A 17,870-nucleotide genomic window follows, 5' to 3' on the forward strand; every position below is an offset into this window, starting at 1 on the left:
GGCTTTCAGTGCGTCAGGCCATCCAGCTAGGCCTTCAGCGCCAGGACAAACGGCAGCACGGACTCTGCGCCGGCCAGCCGCAGGGTGCGTCCGGCTTCGGTCAGGGTCCAGCGGCTGTCCGCGAAGTCGTCCACCAGCAGCACCGGGCCGGGATTGGCGTCGAACCATTCTGGTCCACCCTCCGGCACCGCGAACTGCTCCCAGACCGAGGCCAGGCGGAAGGCGCTGTTTCCGCCCGGGCCGCCGGACGGCCCGCCGTGAGGGAGCTGCAGGGCGCCGAGATACGGGATCCGGCCAAGCTCGGAGAGGCCCTGGGCCAGGGACCCGACCAGCTGGGGACGCGTTCGGCTCGGCACACTGACAATGGCGACGGGCCGTTCCCGCCAGCCCCACTGGGCCAACACCTGGACGCAGCCCTGCAGCAGCGCCTGGTCCACCGGCGTGTCCTCAGCCCCGGGCCCGAAGATCTCGCGCAGCCGGCCTCCCCAGCCGAGGTCCGTCAGGCGGGCCAGGGCGCGCCCGGTGGAGATGGCGGCGTCGGGCTTGATCTTGCCCTTCACCGGCACGCCCAGGCGGTCCATTCCGGTGGGGTACATACCGCGCGGATCGACGTCCACGCCCACCCGGCTGAGCGCCTGGCCGGCACTGTCGGTAGCCTCTGCGGCGACGTCGTCCGGGAACCAGCGGCCGGCGCAGTTATCGCACCGCCCGCAGGGAGCTGCTGCGGGGTCATCCAGCTGCCGGGACAGGAACTCCATCCGGCAGCCGCTGGTGTTCTCATAGTCCAGCATGGCCTGCTGTTCCTTGACCCGGGCTGCAGCGATCCGCTCATACCGCTCGCGGTCGTAGGTCCAGGGCCGCCCGGTGCCGCGCCAGCCGCCGGTGACCCGTTCCACGGCGCCGTCCACCGCCAGGACCTTCAGCAGCAGTTCCAGCGGTGAGCGTTTCAGGTTGACCAGAGTCTCCAGCGCGGCGGTGGAGAGCACGGATCCGTCGGCCAGTTCCCGGAGCACGGCGTTGGCCGGACCTTCCGCGGGCATGGAGGAGGTTGCGAAGTACTCCCAGATGTCCCGGTCCTCGGAGCCGGGCAGCAGCAGCACATCGGCGTTGGGAGTGCCGCGGCCGGCGCGGCCCACCTGCTGGTAGTACGCCACGGGTGACGAGGGCGCACCGAGGTGCACCACAAAGCCGAGGTCCGGTTTATCGAACCCCATGCCGAGCGCGCTGGTCGCCACCAGGGCTTTGACCTCATTGTTCTTCAGGGCTGCCTCAGCCTGTTCGCGGTCTGCCGGATCGGTGCGCCCGGTGTAGGCGAGCACCCGGTGTCCGGCCTTCTGCAGCAGGCGGGCGGTGTCCTCGGCCCCGGAGACGGTCAGTGCGTAAATGATGCCGCTGCCGGGCAGGTCTTCCAGATGGGTCAGCAGCCAGGCCAGCCGGCTGCGCGGGCTCGGCAGCCGCAGCACACCCAGCCGCAGTGAATCCCGGGCCAGGGCACCGCGGATGGTGAAGACCTCTTCACCGCCGGCAGCCAGCTGCTCCTCCACATCCTTCACCACACGGGAGTTGGCCGTGGCGGTGGTGGCCAGGACCGGAACGGCTGCGGGCAGCTGCTCGATCAGATGCCGGATCCGCCGGTAGTCCGGCCGGAAATCGTGCCCCCAGTCGGAAATGCAGTGGGCCTCGTCGATCACCAGCAGCCCGGAGCGGCGGATGAGTTCCGGGAGATGGTTTTCCCGGAACCCGGGGTTGTTGAGCCGTTCCGGTGAGACCAGGAGCACGTCGACGTCGTCCGCTTCCAGGCGGGCGGAAATGTCCTGCCATTCGAGCTGGTTGGCCGAGTTAATGGCGGCCGCCCGGACGCCAGCGCGGGCCGCGGCGGCAACCTGGTCCCGCATCAGCGCCAGCAGCGGGGAGACGATCAGGGTGGGGCCGGCGCCGCGGGCACGCAGCAGCAGGCTGGCCACAAAATAGACCGCTGACTTGCCCCAGCCGGTGCGCTGGACCACCAGGGCCCGGCGTCCGCCCCGGACCAGTGCCTCAATGGCCTCGTACTGTCCCTCGTGGAACTCGGCGTCTTCCCGTCCCACCAAGGCCCGCAGCAGGGCGGTTGCCTCCGCGCGCAGCGCTGCGGAGCCGGCGGTGTCCCCGGCCTCGCCGGGTGTGGCTGCTGATGAGGACTGGACGTTCGGTACGGAGACGGGTGCTGGTTCCATACCTTCCACTATTCCAGCCTCCCCGGACACCGCGGTGCGCTGCCCGGCAGACCTGTGGAAAATACTGGCTGTGCACAGGCGCCCCGGCCTGTTTGCGGGGCTGCGCGGCACTCCCCTATAGACTGCAAGGCGTGACTACTGCATTTGATCTCTCTGCGTCCTTCAAGGCCTACGATGTCCGGGGCGTCGTGGGCGAGACCATCACTCCCCAGATCGTCAAGGCTGTCGGCGCCGCTTTTGTCGACGTCCTTGACCTGGCCGGAGAAACCATCGTGGTGGGCGGCGACATGCGCCAGTCTTCCCCGGAGTTCATTAAGGACTTCGCCTCCGGTGCCACGGCCCGCGGAGCCTTTGTGCTGCTCCTGGACCTGATCTCCACCGATGAGCTCTACTACGCCTGTGGGGCGTTGAACGCTGCCGGCGTCACCTTCACCGCGAGCCACAACCCGGCGCAGTACAACGGCATCAAAATGGCCAAGGCCGGTGCCGTTCCCATCTCCTCCGAGACCGGGCTAAAGGAAATCCAGAAGGCCGCCGAGCGCTACCTCAATGACGGTGTCGTCCCCTCGGTTCAGAACCCGGGCCAGATCAGCGTCCGGGACGTCCTCGGCGACTACGCCGCGTACCTGCGCAGCCTCGTGGACCTCCGCGGCATCCGCCCGCTGAAGGTAGTGGTCGACGCCGGCAACGGCATGGCCGGCCTCACCACCCCCGCTGTGCTGGGCGACTCTATCCTTCCCGGCCTGCCCCTGGACATCGTGCCGCTGTACTTCGAGCTGGACGGGTCCTTCCCGAACCACCCGGCCAACCCACTGGAACCGGAGAATCTGCGCGACTTGCAGGCCGCCGTCGTCGAGCATGGCGCGGACCTGGGCCTGGCGTTCGACGGCGACGCGGACCGCTGCTTCGTCATTGACGAACTCGGGGCCCCGGTCAGCCCGTCGGCGATCACCGCCCTCGTGGCCCGCCGCGAGATCGCCCGGGCTAAGGCTGCCGGGGAAGAAGTCCCGGTCATCATCCACAACCTCATTACTTCCCGCGCTGTCCCGGAGCTGGTCGAAGCCTCCGGCGGCCGCGCGGTCCGCACCCGGGTCGGACACTCCTTTATTAAGGCTCTGATGGCCTCCGAAGGCGCAGTCTTTGGCGGCGAGCACTCGGCGCACTACTACTTCCGCGACTTCTACAACGCGGACACCGGCATGCTGGCCGCGATGCATGTGCTGGCGGCCCTCGGTGAGCAGAGCCTGCCCCTGTCCGACCTGGCGCGGGAATACGAGCCGTACTTCTCCTCGGGCGAGATCAACTCCAAGCTCGACGACGTCCCCGCCGCCGTGGCGCGCGTCCGTGCGGAGTTTGACCGGCCGGGCGTTACCGTCGACCTGATGGACGGACTGACCTTCACCTCCGATGACGGCGCCTGGTGGTTCAACCTGCGCGCCTCCAACACCGAACCCTTCCTCCGGCTGAACGCCGAGGCAGAGGACCTCTCCACCATGGAGCAGGTCCGCGACCGTGTCCTTGAACTAGTTAGGAAATGAGCTCATGGCTGATGTAGAACTGGCCGGCGGAGAACCCTCCGCCCAGGTACAGGATGACCTGAACTCGCTGCTGGGCACCGCCCTCGGTGTCACGCAGGAACAGCTCGAAGCGCAGGGCGCCTTCCTGCCCGCCGCCCTGGTGGTGCAGAACGACGGCGAACTGCGCATGGTTGCCGTCTCCCCGGAGGAGAGCGACGAAGATCTGGACGCCGAGTCCATGATCGACGACCTCTACACCGTGCTGACGGACCAGAAGGACCAGAACCGGGCAGTGGCTGTCTTCTCCGACATCACCCTCCCGGATGAAGGCACCGACGCCATCCATGTGGTGGCCGAGCACTCCGAAGGTGTGTGCATCTCCGCGATCCAGACGTACTCCGAAGAGGATGGCGTGTGGACCTTTGCCGACCCCATCTGGGAATCCGGTGAGCCGATTGTCTGGGCTGCCGGGGACGAAGCACCGGCTGAGTCCTAACCGGACCGCCGCGGGCGGACAAACGCCAAGCGGATAAAAGGGAGGCCCCGCACTCTGGATTCCAGAGTGCGGGGCCTCCCTTTTGCCGTTCAGGCTGTGGGCTGTTCAGCTGCTACTTAGCGGCAGCGAAGCGGTCCTTGACCTCGGCCAGTTTCGCGGAGAGTTCCTCGGGCAGCGATGCGCCGAAGCGGGCGTACCACTCGTCGATGCCGGCCAGCTCGGTTTCCCATTCGGCGGGGTCCACCTGCACGGCGGCCTCGACGTCGGCCGGGGTCATATCCAGGCCGGTGAGGTCGATCGAATCACCGGTCGGAACGTAGCCGATCGGGGTTTCGACGGCGTCCGCCTTGCCTTCCAGACGCTCGATAACCCACTTGAGCACGCGCGAGTTCTCACCGAAGCCAGGCCAGGCGAACCCGCCGTCGGCCGTGCGGCGGAACCAGTTGACCAGGAAGATCGCCGGAAGCTTGTCCTGATCGGCCTTGCCGCTGAGCGTGATCCAGTGCTTAAGGTAGTCACCGGCGTCGTAGCCCATAAACGGCAGCATGGCCATCGGGTCGCGGCGGACAACACCCACGGCGCCGGCTGCGGCTGCCGTGGTCTCCGAGGAGAGGGTGGAGCCCATAAAGATGCCGCTGGTCCAGTCGCGGGCCTGGGTGACCAGGGGAACCGTGGTCTTGCGGCGTCCGCCGAACAGGATGGCTGAGACGGGCACGCCCTCCGGGGAGTGGTATTCCTCAGCCAGCATGTCGATCTGGTCAATGGGAGTGCAGAACCGGGAGTTCGGGTGGGCTGCCGGGGTGTCTGATTCCGGAGTCCACTCGTTGCCCAGCCAGTCGGTCAGGTGCGCGGGTACCTCATCGGTCATGCCCTCCCACCAGACGCCGCCGTCGTCGGTCAGCGCAACGTTCGTGAAGATCGAGTTGCCCTTCGCGATGGCACGCATGGCGTTCGGGTTGGTGCTCCAGCCGGTGCCGGGAGCGACGCCGAACAGGCCGGCTTCCGGGTTCGTGGCACGCAGCTCGCCGTCGTGGCCGAAGCGCAGCCAGGTGATGTCGTCGCCCAGGGTCTCAACCTTCCAGCCTTCGACCGTGGGGTCCAGCAGGGCCAGGTTGGTCTTGCCGCAGGCAGAGGGGAACGCCGCGGAGACGTAGTAGTCCTTGTTTTCCGGGCTGGTGAGCTTCAGGATCAGCATGTGCTCAGCAAGCCAGCCCTCGTCCCGGGCCATCACCGAGGCGATGCGCAGGGCGTAGCATTTCTTGCCGAGCAGTGCGTTGCCGCCGTAGCCGGAGCCATAGGAGAAGATGGACCGGTCCTCGGGGAAGTGGACAATCCACTTCTCCTCATTGCAGGGCCAGGCCACGTCGGCTTCGCCCTCGGCCAGCGGAGCGCCGACGGAGTGCAGTGCCGGCACGAAGAAGGCGTTGTCCAGTTCTTCCATCTTCCGCAGCACATCAGTGCCGATCCGGGCCATGATCCGCATGGAGGCCACCACGTAGGCGCTGTCCGTGATCTCCACTCCGAACTTGGGGTCCTCAGCGTCGAGGTGCCCCATAACAAACGGAATGACGTACATGGTGCGTCCGCGCATGGAACCGGCGAACAGACCGTCCAGCTTGGTGCGCATCTGGGCCGGATCCATCCAGTTGTTGGTGAAGCCGGCGTCTTCCTTCTTCTCGGAGCAGATGAACGTCTGCTCCTCAACGCGGGCAACGTCCTTGGGATCGGAGAAGGCCGCGAAGGAGTTCGGGAAGGTCTCCGGGTTCAGCCGGGTCAGCGTGCCTGCTGCAACCAGCTCATCGGTCAGGACCGTGTTTTCGTCTTCCGAACCGGTGACCCAATAGACCGCGGCGGGCTGCGTCAGCTCGGCCACCTGCTGGACCCAGGCGAGCAGGGCAGGGTGGGTGGTGGGTGCCTCGCTGGAGGCCCCTTGGATGTTGCTGTCCTGCAAATGGCCAGGAGCAGCGTTGCCGCTCTCATTGAGAACTAGCTGACGCGCGTCATCGCCCATGACTCTTCCCTTCGTTGGGTCAGTGGTGTTTTTTGATGCTATTTGGCCATCCCTGTGCTTTGAGTGCGGAAAGATACTACCTATGTGGTCTACGCCTCCCTGTCTCCCGGGATTTCAGGACAAATTCACCGCCTGGACCCCAATTGTGTGACGAAGGTCATATAGACCGGTCTAGTGTTTGGGCGTAATGGAACTCGATTGGCGTTCTCCCAAGAACCCCGCTATAGTTATCTACGGCCAAACAGCCACGGAGGAACTTGGAAGAAGCGCTGAAAAGCGAAGAATCCAAGGATATTCCAAAATGCGTGCGTAGCTCAACGGATAGAGCATCTGACTACGGATCAGAAGGTTGGGGGTTCGAATCCCTTCGCGCGCACCACTGAAACCCGGTTCGACCAGCAGAAATGCGGTCGGGCCGGGTTTTTTGTTTAACGGCGCCTACCTACCCGGGGGCGGGACTAGGGCGGGGGCTCCGGTGCGGGCCCTCCAGAGTGGTGACGGAAGAATGCCGCCGCATCTTCCGCCACCTGTTCTGGAACCTCCCACAGAACCAGGTGCCCCACTCCCGGATAAACCTTCAGCACGGAACCGTCGATGTGGGCGGCCAGGGTTTCCTGGTCCTCCCGTGGGAGCACGTTGTCCTCTGCTCCCCACAGAATGAGCGCGGGCGAACGGATGGTTCCCGACCCCGTCGGGGGCGGGGCAGCAACCAAGCCGCTCATGATCTGCTTCCAGGCATTCGAGGGGATCCTGGTGCCGTCTTGCACTGCCAGCGAATACCCGCCCTCTGGCTTGTCAGCTCCGCCCTGCCCCCGAAGATCCGGAGCATGGACCCGGAAGCCGGAGAGCCCGGGCAGAAGCCGGTCAAAGCTGCCGCGGGATTCGCCCCACGCATGCAGCAGCAGCACCGGGGGCGAAGCCGGATCACCTTGAACAAGGCAGGGCACGGAAATCCCCGTCCGCAGCCTGAGGGTCCGCACCTCCGCCTCCATAGGAACAGGTTACGCGCGCCTCCGCTGCTGGGGACTGGTCAGATGGTTCGTTGACGATCATCCTCCTCCCCCGCCGCTTGTCCCCGGCCAGCGCAGATGAAAGGCTCGGCACCATGGCGGAATCTTTGGAGACGGACGTTGTAGTGATCGGCGCCGGAGCCGCGGGCGAAAATGCCGCGGGGCGGGTTGTCCAGGCAGGCTTGGATGCCATTTTGGTGGAGACCGCCCTGGTCGGTGGGGAATGTTCTTACTGGGCCTGCATGCCGTCCAAGGCCCTCCTCCGCCCGGGGGCGGTGCTGGCAGAGGTGAAAGCGGTGGGCGGGGCAAGGGAAGCCGTGACCGGCAGCCTGGACGTTTCCGCGGTTTTCCGGCGCCGTAATTCCTTCACCTCTGACTGGGACGACGCCGGTCAGGTGAAGTGGGTCAAGGAGACAGGGATCGGACTGGTCCGGGGCCGGGCCCGGATCAGCGGTGAACGTGCTGTGGATGTGAGCGACGACGCCGGTGTCCACCTGAGCATCACCGCCCGGCACGCCGTGGTGCTGGCGACGGGCTCTGCGCCCGTTAACCCTCCGCTTGACGGCCTGGCCGGTATCGATTTCTGGGGAACCGCTGATGCGGCATCCTCACAAGAGGTGCCTCGGCGGCTGCTGGTTCTGGGCGGCGGCGTCGCGGGAACGGAACTGGCGCAGGCATATGCCCGGCTGGGCTCCGAGGTGTCGCTCGTGGCACGCCACGGACTGCTGGAGTCCTACCCCCGCTCCGCGGTGGATCTGGTGGCGAAGGCGCTGGAGGCGGACGGCGTGAAGATCCACACCAACACGTCCGCTGAACGGGTCTTTGAAGAGTCCGGTGCGGTGGTGATGGAGCTGCCCGGTGGTCAGTTCCTGTCCGGGGACAAGCTGCTGGTGGCGACCGGCCGCCGTCCGGCCCTCCAGGGGCTGGGTTTGGAGGAGCTCGGCCTTGACCCCAAGGGCCTGGCCACCGATGACAGCGGCCTGGTTGCCGGCGCCGGCAATTGGCTGTACGCCGTTGGCGACGCCGCGGGCAAGGTCCTGCTGACACATCAAGGCAAGTACGAAGCCCGGGCGGCGGGCGCCGCGATTGCGGCCCGGGCCAAGGGAGAAATCGGCTTCGGTGCGCCTCCGCCCTGGAGCCCCTACGCTGCCACCGCCGATAGCTGCGCTGTGCCGCAGGTGGTGTTTACGGACCCCGAAATCGCGATGGTGGGCCTGAGCCCGGAGCAGGCAGGCGAGCGTGGGATCCGCGTCTCTGAAACCTCACTGCCGATCAGCGTGGCCGGATCATCACTGTTCGCGGACGGGTATGAGGGCTGGGCGCAGATGGTGGTGGACGAGGACAGATCCGTTCCCGTGGGGTTCACCTTCGCCGGACCGGGAGTCGCCGAGCTGCTTCACGCGGCCACCATCGCCGTGACCGGCCAGGTGCCGCTGGACCGGCTGTGGCACGCGGTTCCCGCCTACCCCACCATGAGCGAGGTGTGGCTGCGCCTGCTGGAGAAATACGGGCTCTAACCGGCGGCGCGGGCCCGCCGCAGATCCAGAACGGTCAGCCGCGGGGAACCACGAAGTGGGTGATCTTCGCATCGCGGCCGTCGAGTTCGGCCCACGGAATCTCCACGTCCATGACCGTCAGCCCGGAGGTCGGATAGTGCGTCGCCATTTCCATCACGGCATCCTCATCGGAGGAAACCGAGGCCAGCCGCATGGCCAGTTCCTGGACCCCGGGCATATGCGCAATCACCAGTAGACCCGTGACGGTTTCGGGAACGTGATTAATCACCGAAAGGATGGAGCCGGCGGACGCGTCGTACAACCGGTCCTCGAGTTTCGCTGTCGGTGCCTTCTCCCCCAGCTCGTCACAGACCCAGGTACAGGTCTGCCGGGTGCGCAGGGCGGAGGAGCAGAGAATAAAGTCGGGAACGGCGTCGTGCTCCCGCATCCAGATTCCGGCCTGCGGTGCGTCGCGGTGCCCTCGGCCGGACAGCGGCCGTTCATGGTCCGAGGTGACCTCGCGCGGCCAGTCTGCCTTGGCATGCCTCAGCAGCATCAGTTTTTTTACGTGGTGGCCGCTCATGGGCCAAGTCTATCCGGGCGGGGGCCGGCGCCGGCCCGGCCCCCGCGCGGCCTAGATGCTGTACTCGGGCGCTGCCCAGACGACGACCTCGGGGTGTTCGTAGAAACGGTAACCCTGGCCCCGGACCGTGCGCACGGTGTTGGCCAGGCGTCCCAGCTTCGAACGCAGCCGCCGGATGTGCACGTCGATGGTCCGCTCGTTGGGCATTTCCTCAGCGTTGCGCCAGAGCCCGGAGAGCAGTTCTTCGCGTCCTACGGTGCGGGAGGCGTTCTCCACCAGGTAGTTCAGCAGCTCAAACTCCTTGAACGTGAGGTTCAAGGTCTCGCCATCCAGGTGGACTTCGCGCCGGGAAAGGTCGATCAGGACGCCGGAGGGCCGGGGCGCACTCGGCTGCACCGGGGCGGGTGCAGGAGTTTCCTGGCGCGCGCGGCGGTTCGCTGTCGGGTCGCCCAGGGCCTGGCGCACGACGTCGATATCCGAGCCGGCCGCGTCTGCCGGAGCCAGCGCGACGGCGGCATGGCTCTGCGCACCGGGAACAAGAGTCTGGACGTGGGCGCGGATTTCCTGCGCCAGTTTGGTCAGCGTGGTTCCGTTGGCTGCGGCGGTGTCCTCGTCGAGTCCGACGTAGATCACGAAGCCGCGGGCAACGGTGTCATTGGACGCAGGGAGCGGTGCTGCGGCGCCGGAGGGCGCAGCAGCGGGGATGGGGGCGGTCATGGGCAGCCCTTCAGAAGCTGAGCGGAAAGGGCTCGCACCGGTCGGGATGACCTGGCCGGGGAACTGCTGGACGGCACCCGGGGCACCGAACTGGCGGGGAAAGCCTGGCGCCGAAGAGCGGGGCATACCTGCCGAGCGGTTCTGAGCATTGCGAAGGGAGATGTGGACGTACCCGGATGCTACTGACATTTTGGGACCTCATGGTGAATTACCGTCATCACGGCACTATGCAGGGGGTGTGCCCGGTCGAGATGGCGCAGGGGTTGTGCCCTTCGTTGGGCTTTTGTGGTGCCTGGGGATTGGGGGTGGTATCCCTAAGCCTGCATTCGACGACAGCAGTTCTTCCCGCAGGCATTGCTGCCAGAAAGAAGATCTGCGACACATGCTGTCGTGTGGATGTTCACGTTACGGATTATTGCATGTAACAAACACATACGCACAAGTAACAAAGCCGGGCGTGTCTCAGATAGTGGACTTCGAGTGGGCATTTGTGATTGAAATCACGGATTATGCCCCCTTGGTCACCATCTCTACACCTAGGGTTTGGTCCGGAGAATCAAGCTCCCACAAGGGCTTTCTATCGAAAAGGCGATAAAAAAGAACCAGCGGCTCATAAGCACACTTATGAACCGCTGGAAGTCAAGCAATGGAAAATTGTCCGCATAGTGAGACAAATCTGGGCGTCGAGCGCCCTTCTGAAGGCTAGTTGACGACTCCGTAGAGCCGATCCCCAGCATCCCCCAAGCCTGGCACGATATAGGCCTTCTCATCGAGGCGCTCATCGATGGATGCCAGGACGATGGTCACGTTTGCGTCGGCCAGCTCCTTTTCGAGGATGCTGAGCCCCTCCGGCGCTCCCAGCAGGCAGATGCAGACGATTTCCGCTGCGCCCCGCTGGAACAGGAACTTGATGGCTTCGCGCAGGGTGCCGCCGGTGGCGAGCATCGGGTCGAGCACGAAGACCTGGCGACCGGTCAGATCATCGGGAAGGCGTTCCGCGTACGTAATCGCTTCCAGCGTCTCCTCGTTGCGGGCCATCCCCAGGAAGCCGACCTCGGCGGTGGGGACCAGCCGGGTCATACCCTCCAGCATGCCGAGTCCGGCGCGCAGGATCGGCACCACCAGCGGTGTGGGCTTCACCAGCCCGGTGCCTACGGTGGCGGTGACCGGGGTTTCGATGTTGACAGGCTCCACCCGGACGTTGCGGGTGGCTTCATAGGCCAGCAGTGTCACAAGTTCTTCGGTGAGCTGACGGAAGACCGGTGAAGGGGTGTCCTTGTCCCGGAGAACCGTCAGTTTGTGGGCTACGAGGGGATGATCCACTACTAGTACGCGCATGAGTCCAAACTACCATCGCGCCTCCCGCCGCCCCGGCCGGAAATTGGGGGCTGCCGCGCGAAATAAGGGACCATGACTGTATGGAATCCATCACCACTGAGCACGAGGCCTGGATGGGCCTGGCGCTGGCAGAGGCCCGCGGGGCGCTGGCGACGTCGGACGTGCCGATTGGCGCCGTCGTTGTGGGCCCTGACGGCCGGATCCTGGGTACCGGACGCAATGAGCGCGAGGCGACGGGAGATCCCACCGCACATGCGGAAGTGGTGGCCATCCGCCAGGCGGCTGCGGCTGTGGGTGAGTGGCGGCTGGCCGGCTGCACCCTGGTGGTGACGCTGGAGCCGTGCGCCATGTGTGCCGGCGCCATAGTGCTCGCCCGGGTACCGCGGGTGGTTTTCGGTGCCTGGGATGAGAAGGCCGGAGCGTCGGGGTCCGTTTTTGAGATCCTGCGCGAGCCGCGGCTGAACCATTGGGTGGAAGTTTTTCCCGGCGTACGGGAGGCGGAGTGCGGAGCCCTGCTGCGGGAGTTTTTCGGTGCGCGGCGGGCTTCCGGCGGTTCCCTGCCTGCGGAGTAGGTCCCCACAGGGTTAGCCACCCGGGAGGTTCGTTGACCGCGGACTAGCCGCACTACAGATTGATAAGTAGGCTTGCTTTTGTCCGGACGGCAGCACAGCAGCTAGGAGCAGGCATGAGTTCAGAGCAGCAGGAAGGCATCGACCGCGTGGTCCGTATTCTGGAGCACGCGAAGATCGGCAACCTCACCACCATGGACCTCAAGGGGAATCTGGTGAGCCGCCCATTAGAGCTGCAGGAGACGGATTCGGACGGCAATCTGTGGTTCTTCACCCAGGATCCGTCACCCAAGGCGGATGAGATCCGGGCCAACCCGAACGTCAATGTCTCGGTGGTGGACAAGAAGGGTTACCTCTCCATCAGCGGCAGGGCGGAGATCACCAAAGACCAGGAGCGGATCACGGAGCTCTGGAAATCCTCGGCTGCCGCCTGGTTCGAGCAGGGCCGCGACGATCCAACGGTCGCGCTGATCAAGGTCAACAGCCAGACGGCGGAGTACTGGGTCTCGGACGAACCAAAGGTTGCCACCATCTTCAAGATCGGGAAGAGCGCGGTGACGGGGCAGACTCCGGACATTGGCAAGAACGACGTCGTTGATCTCTAGTTCGTCTGCTGGCGGCCGCATGCCGGGTTGAGTACTGCCGGGACGTTTTGGGGCTGGGGGCCAAGACCCGGTAAGGTTGTCCCGTTGGTGACGTGTCCGAGCGGCCGAAGGTGCAACACTCGAAATGTTGTTTGGTGTAAAAGCCAACGTGGGTTCAAATCCCACCGTCACCGCCAACTGAAATGGCCCCGGTTCCCTTGTAAATCAAGGGAAACCGGGGCCTTTCGCTTTTTCTCTCCTTGGAGCGATGCCGGCATAAATTAGAAGTGGGCATCCTGATCGAGGACTCGCAACCGTCAGCTGGCGGCAGCAGTGATGGCGTCCCACACGCGCTCCGGTTCTTCAGCGATGCGGTTGAGGACATACAGCCACCATTGGTCCCCGAAACTTGAGTATTCCCGAGTGGTGAACCCATCCCGGTGCAAGCGGTCAAGGGTGGCAGTGCCTAGCCCCAACAGCATCTCGAACTCCACCTGAGGCCGGTCGGCCAAGTCGGCGTGCCGGGTGATGATGTCCTCAATCAGCGCAGCGTCGTGAGTGGCCAGGGATACTGGGTGACCGGCCTGGAGAATCCGGTCGGTCAGGCTCAGATAGGCGGCATGCAGTTCGGCGCTGCCGCGGGGGTGCGCGATTTCCTCCGGCTCCAGGAAGGCGCCCTTCACCAGGCGGATAATGCCCGGGCGCCTCAGCACCCGGTCCAAATCGGCTTCGGTGCGGTGCAACCTCGCCTGAACGGTAATGCCCACGTTCAGCCCCTCTTCGCTGAGGGTGTCGTAGAGGTCCAGGACAAGATCCGTACGTTCTGACCCCTCGGCCGAGATCATCAACGCCGTCCCCAGCGGCGCAAGCTCCCGCGCCATCGCCCGGACGTTCTGCGCGGTCAAGTCCCGGTCCACCAGAGCTCCGATGTGCGAGAGGTCGAAGGAGACAGTGCTGGCAATCTGCGCCGCCCGCAAGGCGGAAATCAATTCCAGGAAAACTTCGGTTTCTGTCTTCACGAGCTCAGCATCACGCACGCTTTCGCCCACATACTCCAGGCTGACCAGATGCCCACGGTCCATACTGCGAGCGGCCGCAGCCAAGGCGTCGTTGATGGTTCCTCCCGCCGAATACTGCCTGGCGATCTTCGTTGCCACGGCTGCCAAGGCCGGGGAGGACATCACTGTTTCTCTCAGGTCCTCATCCAGCGCCCACCCACGCAGTACATCAGCAGCCCTGTCCCGATTTGTCATGCTCAACCGATCCCCCCTTCTCAGCTACGGCGCTCACGCGGCAACGCCGTCGATCAATTCACGGGCCCAAGGCGGCACCGCTTACTGCCGGTGTTTCTGCCCCGGATCAACTTGATAAGCGAGGCAAGCATCCCACACGCAACCAGCGAAGCGGCGCCTTCAACGCGTTGAACCTGACAGGGAACGTCAACACTCGGACCGGGACCAGGCGTCGGTCGCCACGCCGCATCCGCTAACGTGCTGGATACGACGGAGACATCTCCCGGCAAGGAAGGCGGACAAGCACGTGTTATACCGTTGCGGGGTGACGGACACACGAATCGCCTGGCAGTTCACAGCCCTGACGTTCGCAATCGCCTACGGCATCTCCGGCGCGCTGATCGTCGCGGCTCGATTCGGGTACGAAGTGAACAATGTCGTGACGACGGTGCCGGAATTCCTGGCAAACGTGCCCTTCGCGATTTACATTCTGTCTCCGGCGATCGCTTCCTACCTCGTCCTTAAGCGGAGCCGGAAGGTTTCCGGTCTTGGGCAGTGGCTGAAGCTCGTCTTCTTCGCCAAGGGTCGCCCACTGGGGTACCTGCTGGTTATCTCTGCTCTCGTCCTGTACTTCGCGCTTCACCTGGTGGTTTCCGGCCCGTCTTTGCTGGCGCTTCCCTGGTTCATGTTCGTCCTGTCCCTGCCCGGAAACCTCATCATCGGTGGCATGGAGGAGGCCGGGTGGATGACTGCACTGCAGCCCGAGCTTGATCGCCGGTGGGGCTTTGCGGTGTCTTCCCTAATGGTCGGATTCATCTGGCTGCTCTGGCACATCCCGCTGTTCTTTCTTCCGGGCACGAATCATGAGGCAGGCGTCATCAACTTCTGGATGTTCGCGGTCCAGATCATGGCCTTCCGTTTTCTCTATGGCGCGATTTACACGGTGTCCCGCCGGAACGCGGTGTTCCTGTGCATCCTCTGCCACACTGCGTTCAACGCTGCCAGCTTCACTTTCGGCTTCCCGCCAACCACCTGGGCGGGCACCATCGTGGCAAACGCAGCGGTGGTGGCCCTCGCCGTCGGCGTGGTGACCGTCTCCGGCAGACAGGCGGGGAACAGCTCCCGCGGAGTTCCTGCTGCCGCCCTATAGTGAAACCACCGATTCTCCAGCAGCAGAGCGAGGAAAACGTGCAGCAGGATCAACTCGACGGCGCAGGCTCCTCCAGGGAGGCGCTTACCATCGACCAGTTGCTGGCTGAAAGCCGCGGCGGGCGGGAACGTGTTCCGGCTTCGGACTTGGAACGGGAGATAGCGTCGGGCGCCCTGGTGGTGGATACCCGGCCAGCGGACCAGCGGGACCGTGACGGTGAGCTGCCGGGCGCCGTCGTCGTTGACCGGAACGTCCTGGAGTGGCGCCTCGACCCCTCGAGTCCTCACCGGCTGCCGGCCGCCGGGGATCCGGGTCGCCGGATCATTGTTGTGTGCAATGAGGGCTACAGTTCCAGCCTTGCTGCACACACGCTGCAACGGCTGGGCTTGCCCCGGGCTACCGATCTGATCGGAGGCTTCCAGGCGTGGACGGCGCTGCGCAGGGCTGACTAGCTGACAATCCGCAGCTCGTGAGGGGTCTGGTTGAGCCGCCGGCCGCCGTCGGGCACCACGGTCACAATGTCCTCGATCCGGACGCCGAACCTGCCGGGCAGATAGATACCGGGTTCGATCGAGAAGCACATGCCGGGCTGGAGGGCCTGGGTCTCGCCCTCGACCATGTACGGCGGTTCGTGGGTGGTCAGCCCGATGCCGTGGCCCACGCGGTGGATGAAGTAGTTCCCGTAGCCCGCGTCGCTGATGACCGCCCGGGCTGCCCGGTCGATCTCCTGGCACTCGACGCCGGGCCGTACGGCCTCGAACCCGGCCTGCTGCGCGTGCCGGACGACGTCGTGAACCTCCTGCTCTTCAGCGGTAGGTTCACCGACGTGCACGGTTCGTGTGGTGTCGGATCCGTAGCCGTCCTTGAGACCGCCGAAATCCAGCACCACCATGTCCCCCTCCTGGATGATCCGGGGGCCAATCTCATGGTGCGGATTGGCACCGTTCGACCCCGAGCCGACGACGGTGAAGTCCACCTGGGAGTGGCCAAACTGGCGCAGCAGGTCGGCCAGGTCCGCGCCGACCTCGGTCTCGCTGCGGCCGGCGAACCGCAGGGTGACGATTTCCTCGTAGGCCTGGTCCGCGGCCGCGCCTGCCGACGCGAGCCGCTCAATCTCGTCGTCGTCCTTGATCGCCCGAAGCATCGGCAGGGCTGTTGTCATCGAAACGTACGACGACGACGGCAGCCGGTCCTGCAGGCCGAGAAGGTGCATGGCCCAGGCCGAGTCAGACATGGCATACCGGCCGGTGGCAGCCAGCAGTGCCGCGGACTCCAGGTAGGGATCACTTCCATCGGTCCAGTCGGTGATCCGCAGGATTGAGGCGCCGGGGGCCGCTTCTGCGTCCGGCCGTTCAAGCCGCGGAACGATCATCGCAGGCTCCGCGTCGACGGGGACCACGAGCATCGTGATGCGTTCGGTGATGGCCACGGGCGCATAGCCGGTCAGGTAGAGCAGGTCCGGTCCGGGGGTGACCAGGACGCCGTCCAGCCCGGCCTCCTGTGCCGACTGCGCTGCCCGCCGCAGCCGCGCAGCGAAGTCATCGGCGGTGAACGGAGCCGGCTCGGGAAGGCTGCGGTGATCGCTCATGGTTGGCAGTCTGATGCGCGGGCCGGGCCCGGTCAATGCGGCGTCCGCTGGCTGCGGCTTAGAAGGTGTAATCCATTCGGCGGCCTACGCTTCGTCGGCAGGGGGCTTGGAACCGGTAGCTTGGGACCGAGGTTCGACGACGTCGTCGTGCTTGGACGCGCTCTCGTCCTTGTCCTTGTCCTTGTCCTTGTCCTTGTTTTTGGCCTTGCCCTTGCCGAATGGCAGGACTTTCAGCAGCGGGTGCAGAACCGCCATCACCACCAGCCCCCAGGCGAGTCCGAGGACGGCCGAGCACAGCGTGTTCACGAGCCAGGCCAGGACACCGCCGATAACTGCGATCCCGGCAACCGGAGCCTCGAGCATGTGCACCAGGTCGTAGGGCAGGTGCCAGCCGAGGTCGTAGGCGCCCTGCAGCATGATGTGTCCGCCGACCCAGAGCATGGCGATCGTGCCGACCAGGGTGATGGCGGCCAGCACGGAGGGCATCCCCCTGACGAGCAGCTCACCGAAACGCTTCGAGCGAGCGGAGTCCTTGGTGGTCAGATGCAGGCCAATGTCGTCCATTTTGACGATGAGGCCGACGGCACCGTACACGAGCACGGTGATGGCAATTGCCACGATGACAAGGATGAACGCCCTGACCCACAGCGATTCGCCTGCCACCTCGTTCATGGAGATGACCATAATTTCGCAGGACAGGATGAAGTCGGTGGTGATCGCGCCTTTGACCACCTTTGCTTCTGCCTCCGGTCCCCGGTCCACGGCCGGGGCCTTCTTGGCCTCGTGGTGGCCGAAGAACTTGTGCCACACCTTCTCGGCCCCCTCGTAGCAAAGGTAGGTGCCGCCGAGCATCAGAATGAACGGAATGATCCCCGGGATGAAGGCACTGACCAGCAGCAGTGCAGGCAGGATGATCAGCAGCTTGTTCCGGAGCGAACCCCAGAAGATACGTTTGATCATTGGCAGTTCGCGGGACGGATCTGCCCCGGAGACATACTGCGGGGTCACGGCGGCATCGTCGATCACGACGCCGGCTGCCTTGGCTCCCGCTTTTGCCGCTCCTGCCGCGATGTCATCTACCGAGGCGGCCGCGATGCGGGCCAGGGCTGCGACGTCGTCCAGCAACGCGACGAGGCCGCCGCTCACAGTCCGGCTCCGTGCTGGTTGCGGGTGGCCTGAGCATGGAGGCCGCGGGTGAGGTGCGTGATTGCCATACTTAATTGTATGGCGATGGCTACCCCCGGCTCAGGATTCGCGTGTGTTGGGGTCGGCCGTGTGGCTCATAGCGAGGAACTCCGCAAGCAGGAAAACCTGCTCCAGCTCTTTTGCGTGACGTTCCTCCGGATGGTCTGCGGCTGATTGGGGC

16 protein-coding genes and 2 tRNA genes are annotated in these 17,870 nt (G+C 65.1%); 9 read left to right on the forward strand and 9 right to left on the reverse strand.

What is annotated here, in order from left to right; genetic code table 11:
* Positions 1–26: 26 nt before the first annotated feature.
* Positions 27–2,213, reverse strand: coding sequence for a RecQ family ATP-dependent DNA helicase (locus H9639_RS13160; protein WP_191808537.1), 2,187 nt, complete (start codon positions 2,211–2,213; stop codon positions 27–29).
* 131 nt (positions 2,214–2,344) lie between these two features.
* Between H9639_RS13160 and H9639_RS13165 the strand changes: the two genes are divergently transcribed.
* Together H9639_RS13165 and H9639_RS13170 are read left to right on the forward strand one after the other, a co-directional pair.
* On the forward strand, positions 2,345–3,751 hold the full coding sequence (locus H9639_RS13165; protein ID WP_191808538.1) for a phosphomannomutase/phosphoglucomutase: 1,407 nt from the start codon (positions 2,345–2,347) through the stop codon (positions 3,749–3,751).
* Positions 3,752–3,755: 4 nt separating this feature from the next.
* The gene (locus tag H9639_RS13170; protein WP_191808539.1) at positions 3,756–4,226 is read left to right on the forward strand and encodes a hypothetical protein; all 471 of its coding nucleotides are present in this window, start codon (positions 3,756–3,758) and stop codon (positions 4,224–4,226) included.
* A gap of 112 nt (positions 4,227–4,338) precedes the next feature.
* Here the strand turns inward: H9639_RS13170 and H9639_RS13175 are convergent, their stop codons facing one another.
* Positions 4,339–6,237, reverse strand: a complete 1,899-nt coding sequence (locus H9639_RS13175) for a phosphoenolpyruvate carboxykinase (GTP) (protein ID WP_191808540.1) — start codon at positions 6,235–6,237, stop codon at positions 4,339–4,341.
* 303 nt (positions 6,238–6,540) lie between these two features.
* On the opposite strand from H9639_RS13175, the gene H9639_RS13180 reads away from it, so the two are divergent.
* Positions 6,541–6,616, forward strand: a tRNA-Arg gene (locus H9639_RS13180).
* 79 nt (positions 6,617–6,695) lie between these two features.
* On the opposite strand, the gene H9639_RS13185 is transcribed toward H9639_RS13180, so the two are convergent.
* Positions 6,696–7,229, reverse strand: a complete 534-nt coding sequence (locus tag H9639_RS13185; RefSeq protein ID WP_191808541.1) for an alpha/beta fold hydrolase — start codon at positions 7,227–7,229, stop codon at positions 6,696–6,698.
* 113 nt (positions 7,230–7,342) lie between these two features.
* Between H9639_RS13185 and H9639_RS13190 the strand changes: the two genes are divergently transcribed.
* Positions 7,343–8,764, forward strand: a complete 1,422-nt coding sequence (locus tag H9639_RS13190) for a dihydrolipoyl dehydrogenase family protein (protein WP_191808542.1) — start codon at positions 7,343–7,345, stop codon at positions 8,762–8,764.
* A gap of 34 nt (positions 8,765–8,798) precedes the next feature.
* On the opposite strand, the gene H9639_RS13195 is transcribed toward H9639_RS13190, so the two are convergent.
* From H9639_RS13195 to upp, 3 genes are all read right to left on the reverse strand, one after another.
* Entirely contained in the window at positions 8,799–9,326 is a 528-nt protein-coding gene (locus tag H9639_RS13195; RefSeq protein WP_191808543.1) for a SixA phosphatase family protein, read from the reverse strand.
* Between the two features lie 51 nt (positions 9,327–9,377).
* Positions 9,378–10,232, reverse strand: a complete 855-nt coding sequence (locus tag H9639_RS13200) for a winged helix-turn-helix domain-containing protein (protein WP_191808544.1) — start codon at positions 10,230–10,232, stop codon at positions 9,378–9,380.
* A gap of 513 nt (positions 10,233–10,745) precedes the next feature.
* Positions 10,746–11,381, reverse strand: coding sequence for a uracil phosphoribosyltransferase (gene upp, locus H9639_RS13205; RefSeq protein WP_191808545.1), 636 nt, complete (start codon positions 11,379–11,381; stop codon positions 10,746–10,748).
* Positions 11,382–11,461: 80 nt separating this feature from the next.
* On the opposite strand from upp, the gene tadA reads away from it, so the two are divergent.
* From tadA to H9639_RS13220, 3 genes are all read left to right on the forward strand, one after another.
* Positions 11,462–11,953 carry a tRNA adenosine(34) deaminase TadA gene (gene tadA, locus H9639_RS13210; RefSeq protein WP_191808546.1) on the forward strand — a complete coding sequence of 164 codons (492 nt, stop codon included), beginning with the start codon at positions 11,462–11,464 and terminating at the stop codon, positions 11,951–11,953.
* 113 nt (positions 11,954–12,066) lie between these two features.
* Positions 12,067–12,555 carry a pyridoxamine 5'-phosphate oxidase family protein gene (locus tag H9639_RS13215; protein ID WP_191808547.1) on the forward strand — a complete coding sequence of 163 codons (489 nt, stop codon included), beginning with the start codon at positions 12,067–12,069 and terminating at the stop codon, positions 12,553–12,555.
* A gap of 86 nt (positions 12,556–12,641) precedes the next feature.
* Positions 12,642–12,731, forward strand: a tRNA-Ser gene (locus tag H9639_RS13220).
* 120 nt (positions 12,732–12,851) lie between these two features.
* Here the strand turns inward: H9639_RS13220 and H9639_RS13225 are convergent.
* Complete coding sequence (locus tag H9639_RS13225; protein ID WP_191808697.1) at positions 12,852–13,787, reverse strand: proline dehydrogenase family protein; 936 nt, start codon at positions 13,785–13,787, stop codon at positions 12,852–12,854.
* 304 nt (positions 13,788–14,091) lie between these two features.
* On the opposite strand from H9639_RS13225, the gene H9639_RS17205 reads away from it, so the two are divergent.
* Both H9639_RS17205 and H9639_RS13235 read left to right on the forward strand, forming a co-directional pair.
* A complete protein-coding gene (locus tag H9639_RS17205; RefSeq protein ID WP_191808548.1) occupies positions 14,092–14,916 on the forward strand; it encodes a CPBP family intramembrane glutamic endopeptidase in 825 nt (274 codons plus the stop codon).
* Positions 14,916–15,368: a rhodanese-like domain-containing protein gene (locus H9639_RS13235; protein WP_318242088.1), complete on the forward strand. Its 453-nt coding sequence runs from the start codon at positions 14,916–14,918 to the stop codon at positions 15,366–15,368. Before H9639_RS17205 ends, H9639_RS13235 begins: the two co-directional genes overlap by 1 nt.
* Here the strand turns inward: H9639_RS13235 and H9639_RS13240 are convergent.
* On the reverse strand, positions 15,365–16,504 hold the full coding sequence (locus H9639_RS13240; RefSeq protein ID WP_191808549.1) for a M24 family metallopeptidase: 1,140 nt from the start codon (positions 16,502–16,504) through the stop codon (positions 15,365–15,367). The two genes, H9639_RS13235 and H9639_RS13240, sit on opposite strands and share 4 nt — an antisense overlap.
* 84 nt (positions 16,505–16,588) lie before the next feature.
* The gene (locus tag H9639_RS13245; RefSeq protein ID WP_191808550.1) at positions 16,589–17,650 is read right to left on the reverse strand and encodes a DUF808 domain-containing protein; all 1,062 of its coding nucleotides are present in this window, start codon (positions 17,648–17,650) and stop codon (positions 16,589–16,591) included.
* Positions 17,651–17,870: the final 220 nt, after the last annotated feature.

The sequence above is a fragment of the Arthrobacter gallicola genome (genome assembly GCF_014836775.1).
Lineage (GTDB): Bacteria > Actinomycetota > Actinomycetes > Actinomycetales > Micrococcaceae > Arthrobacter_B > Arthrobacter_B gallicola.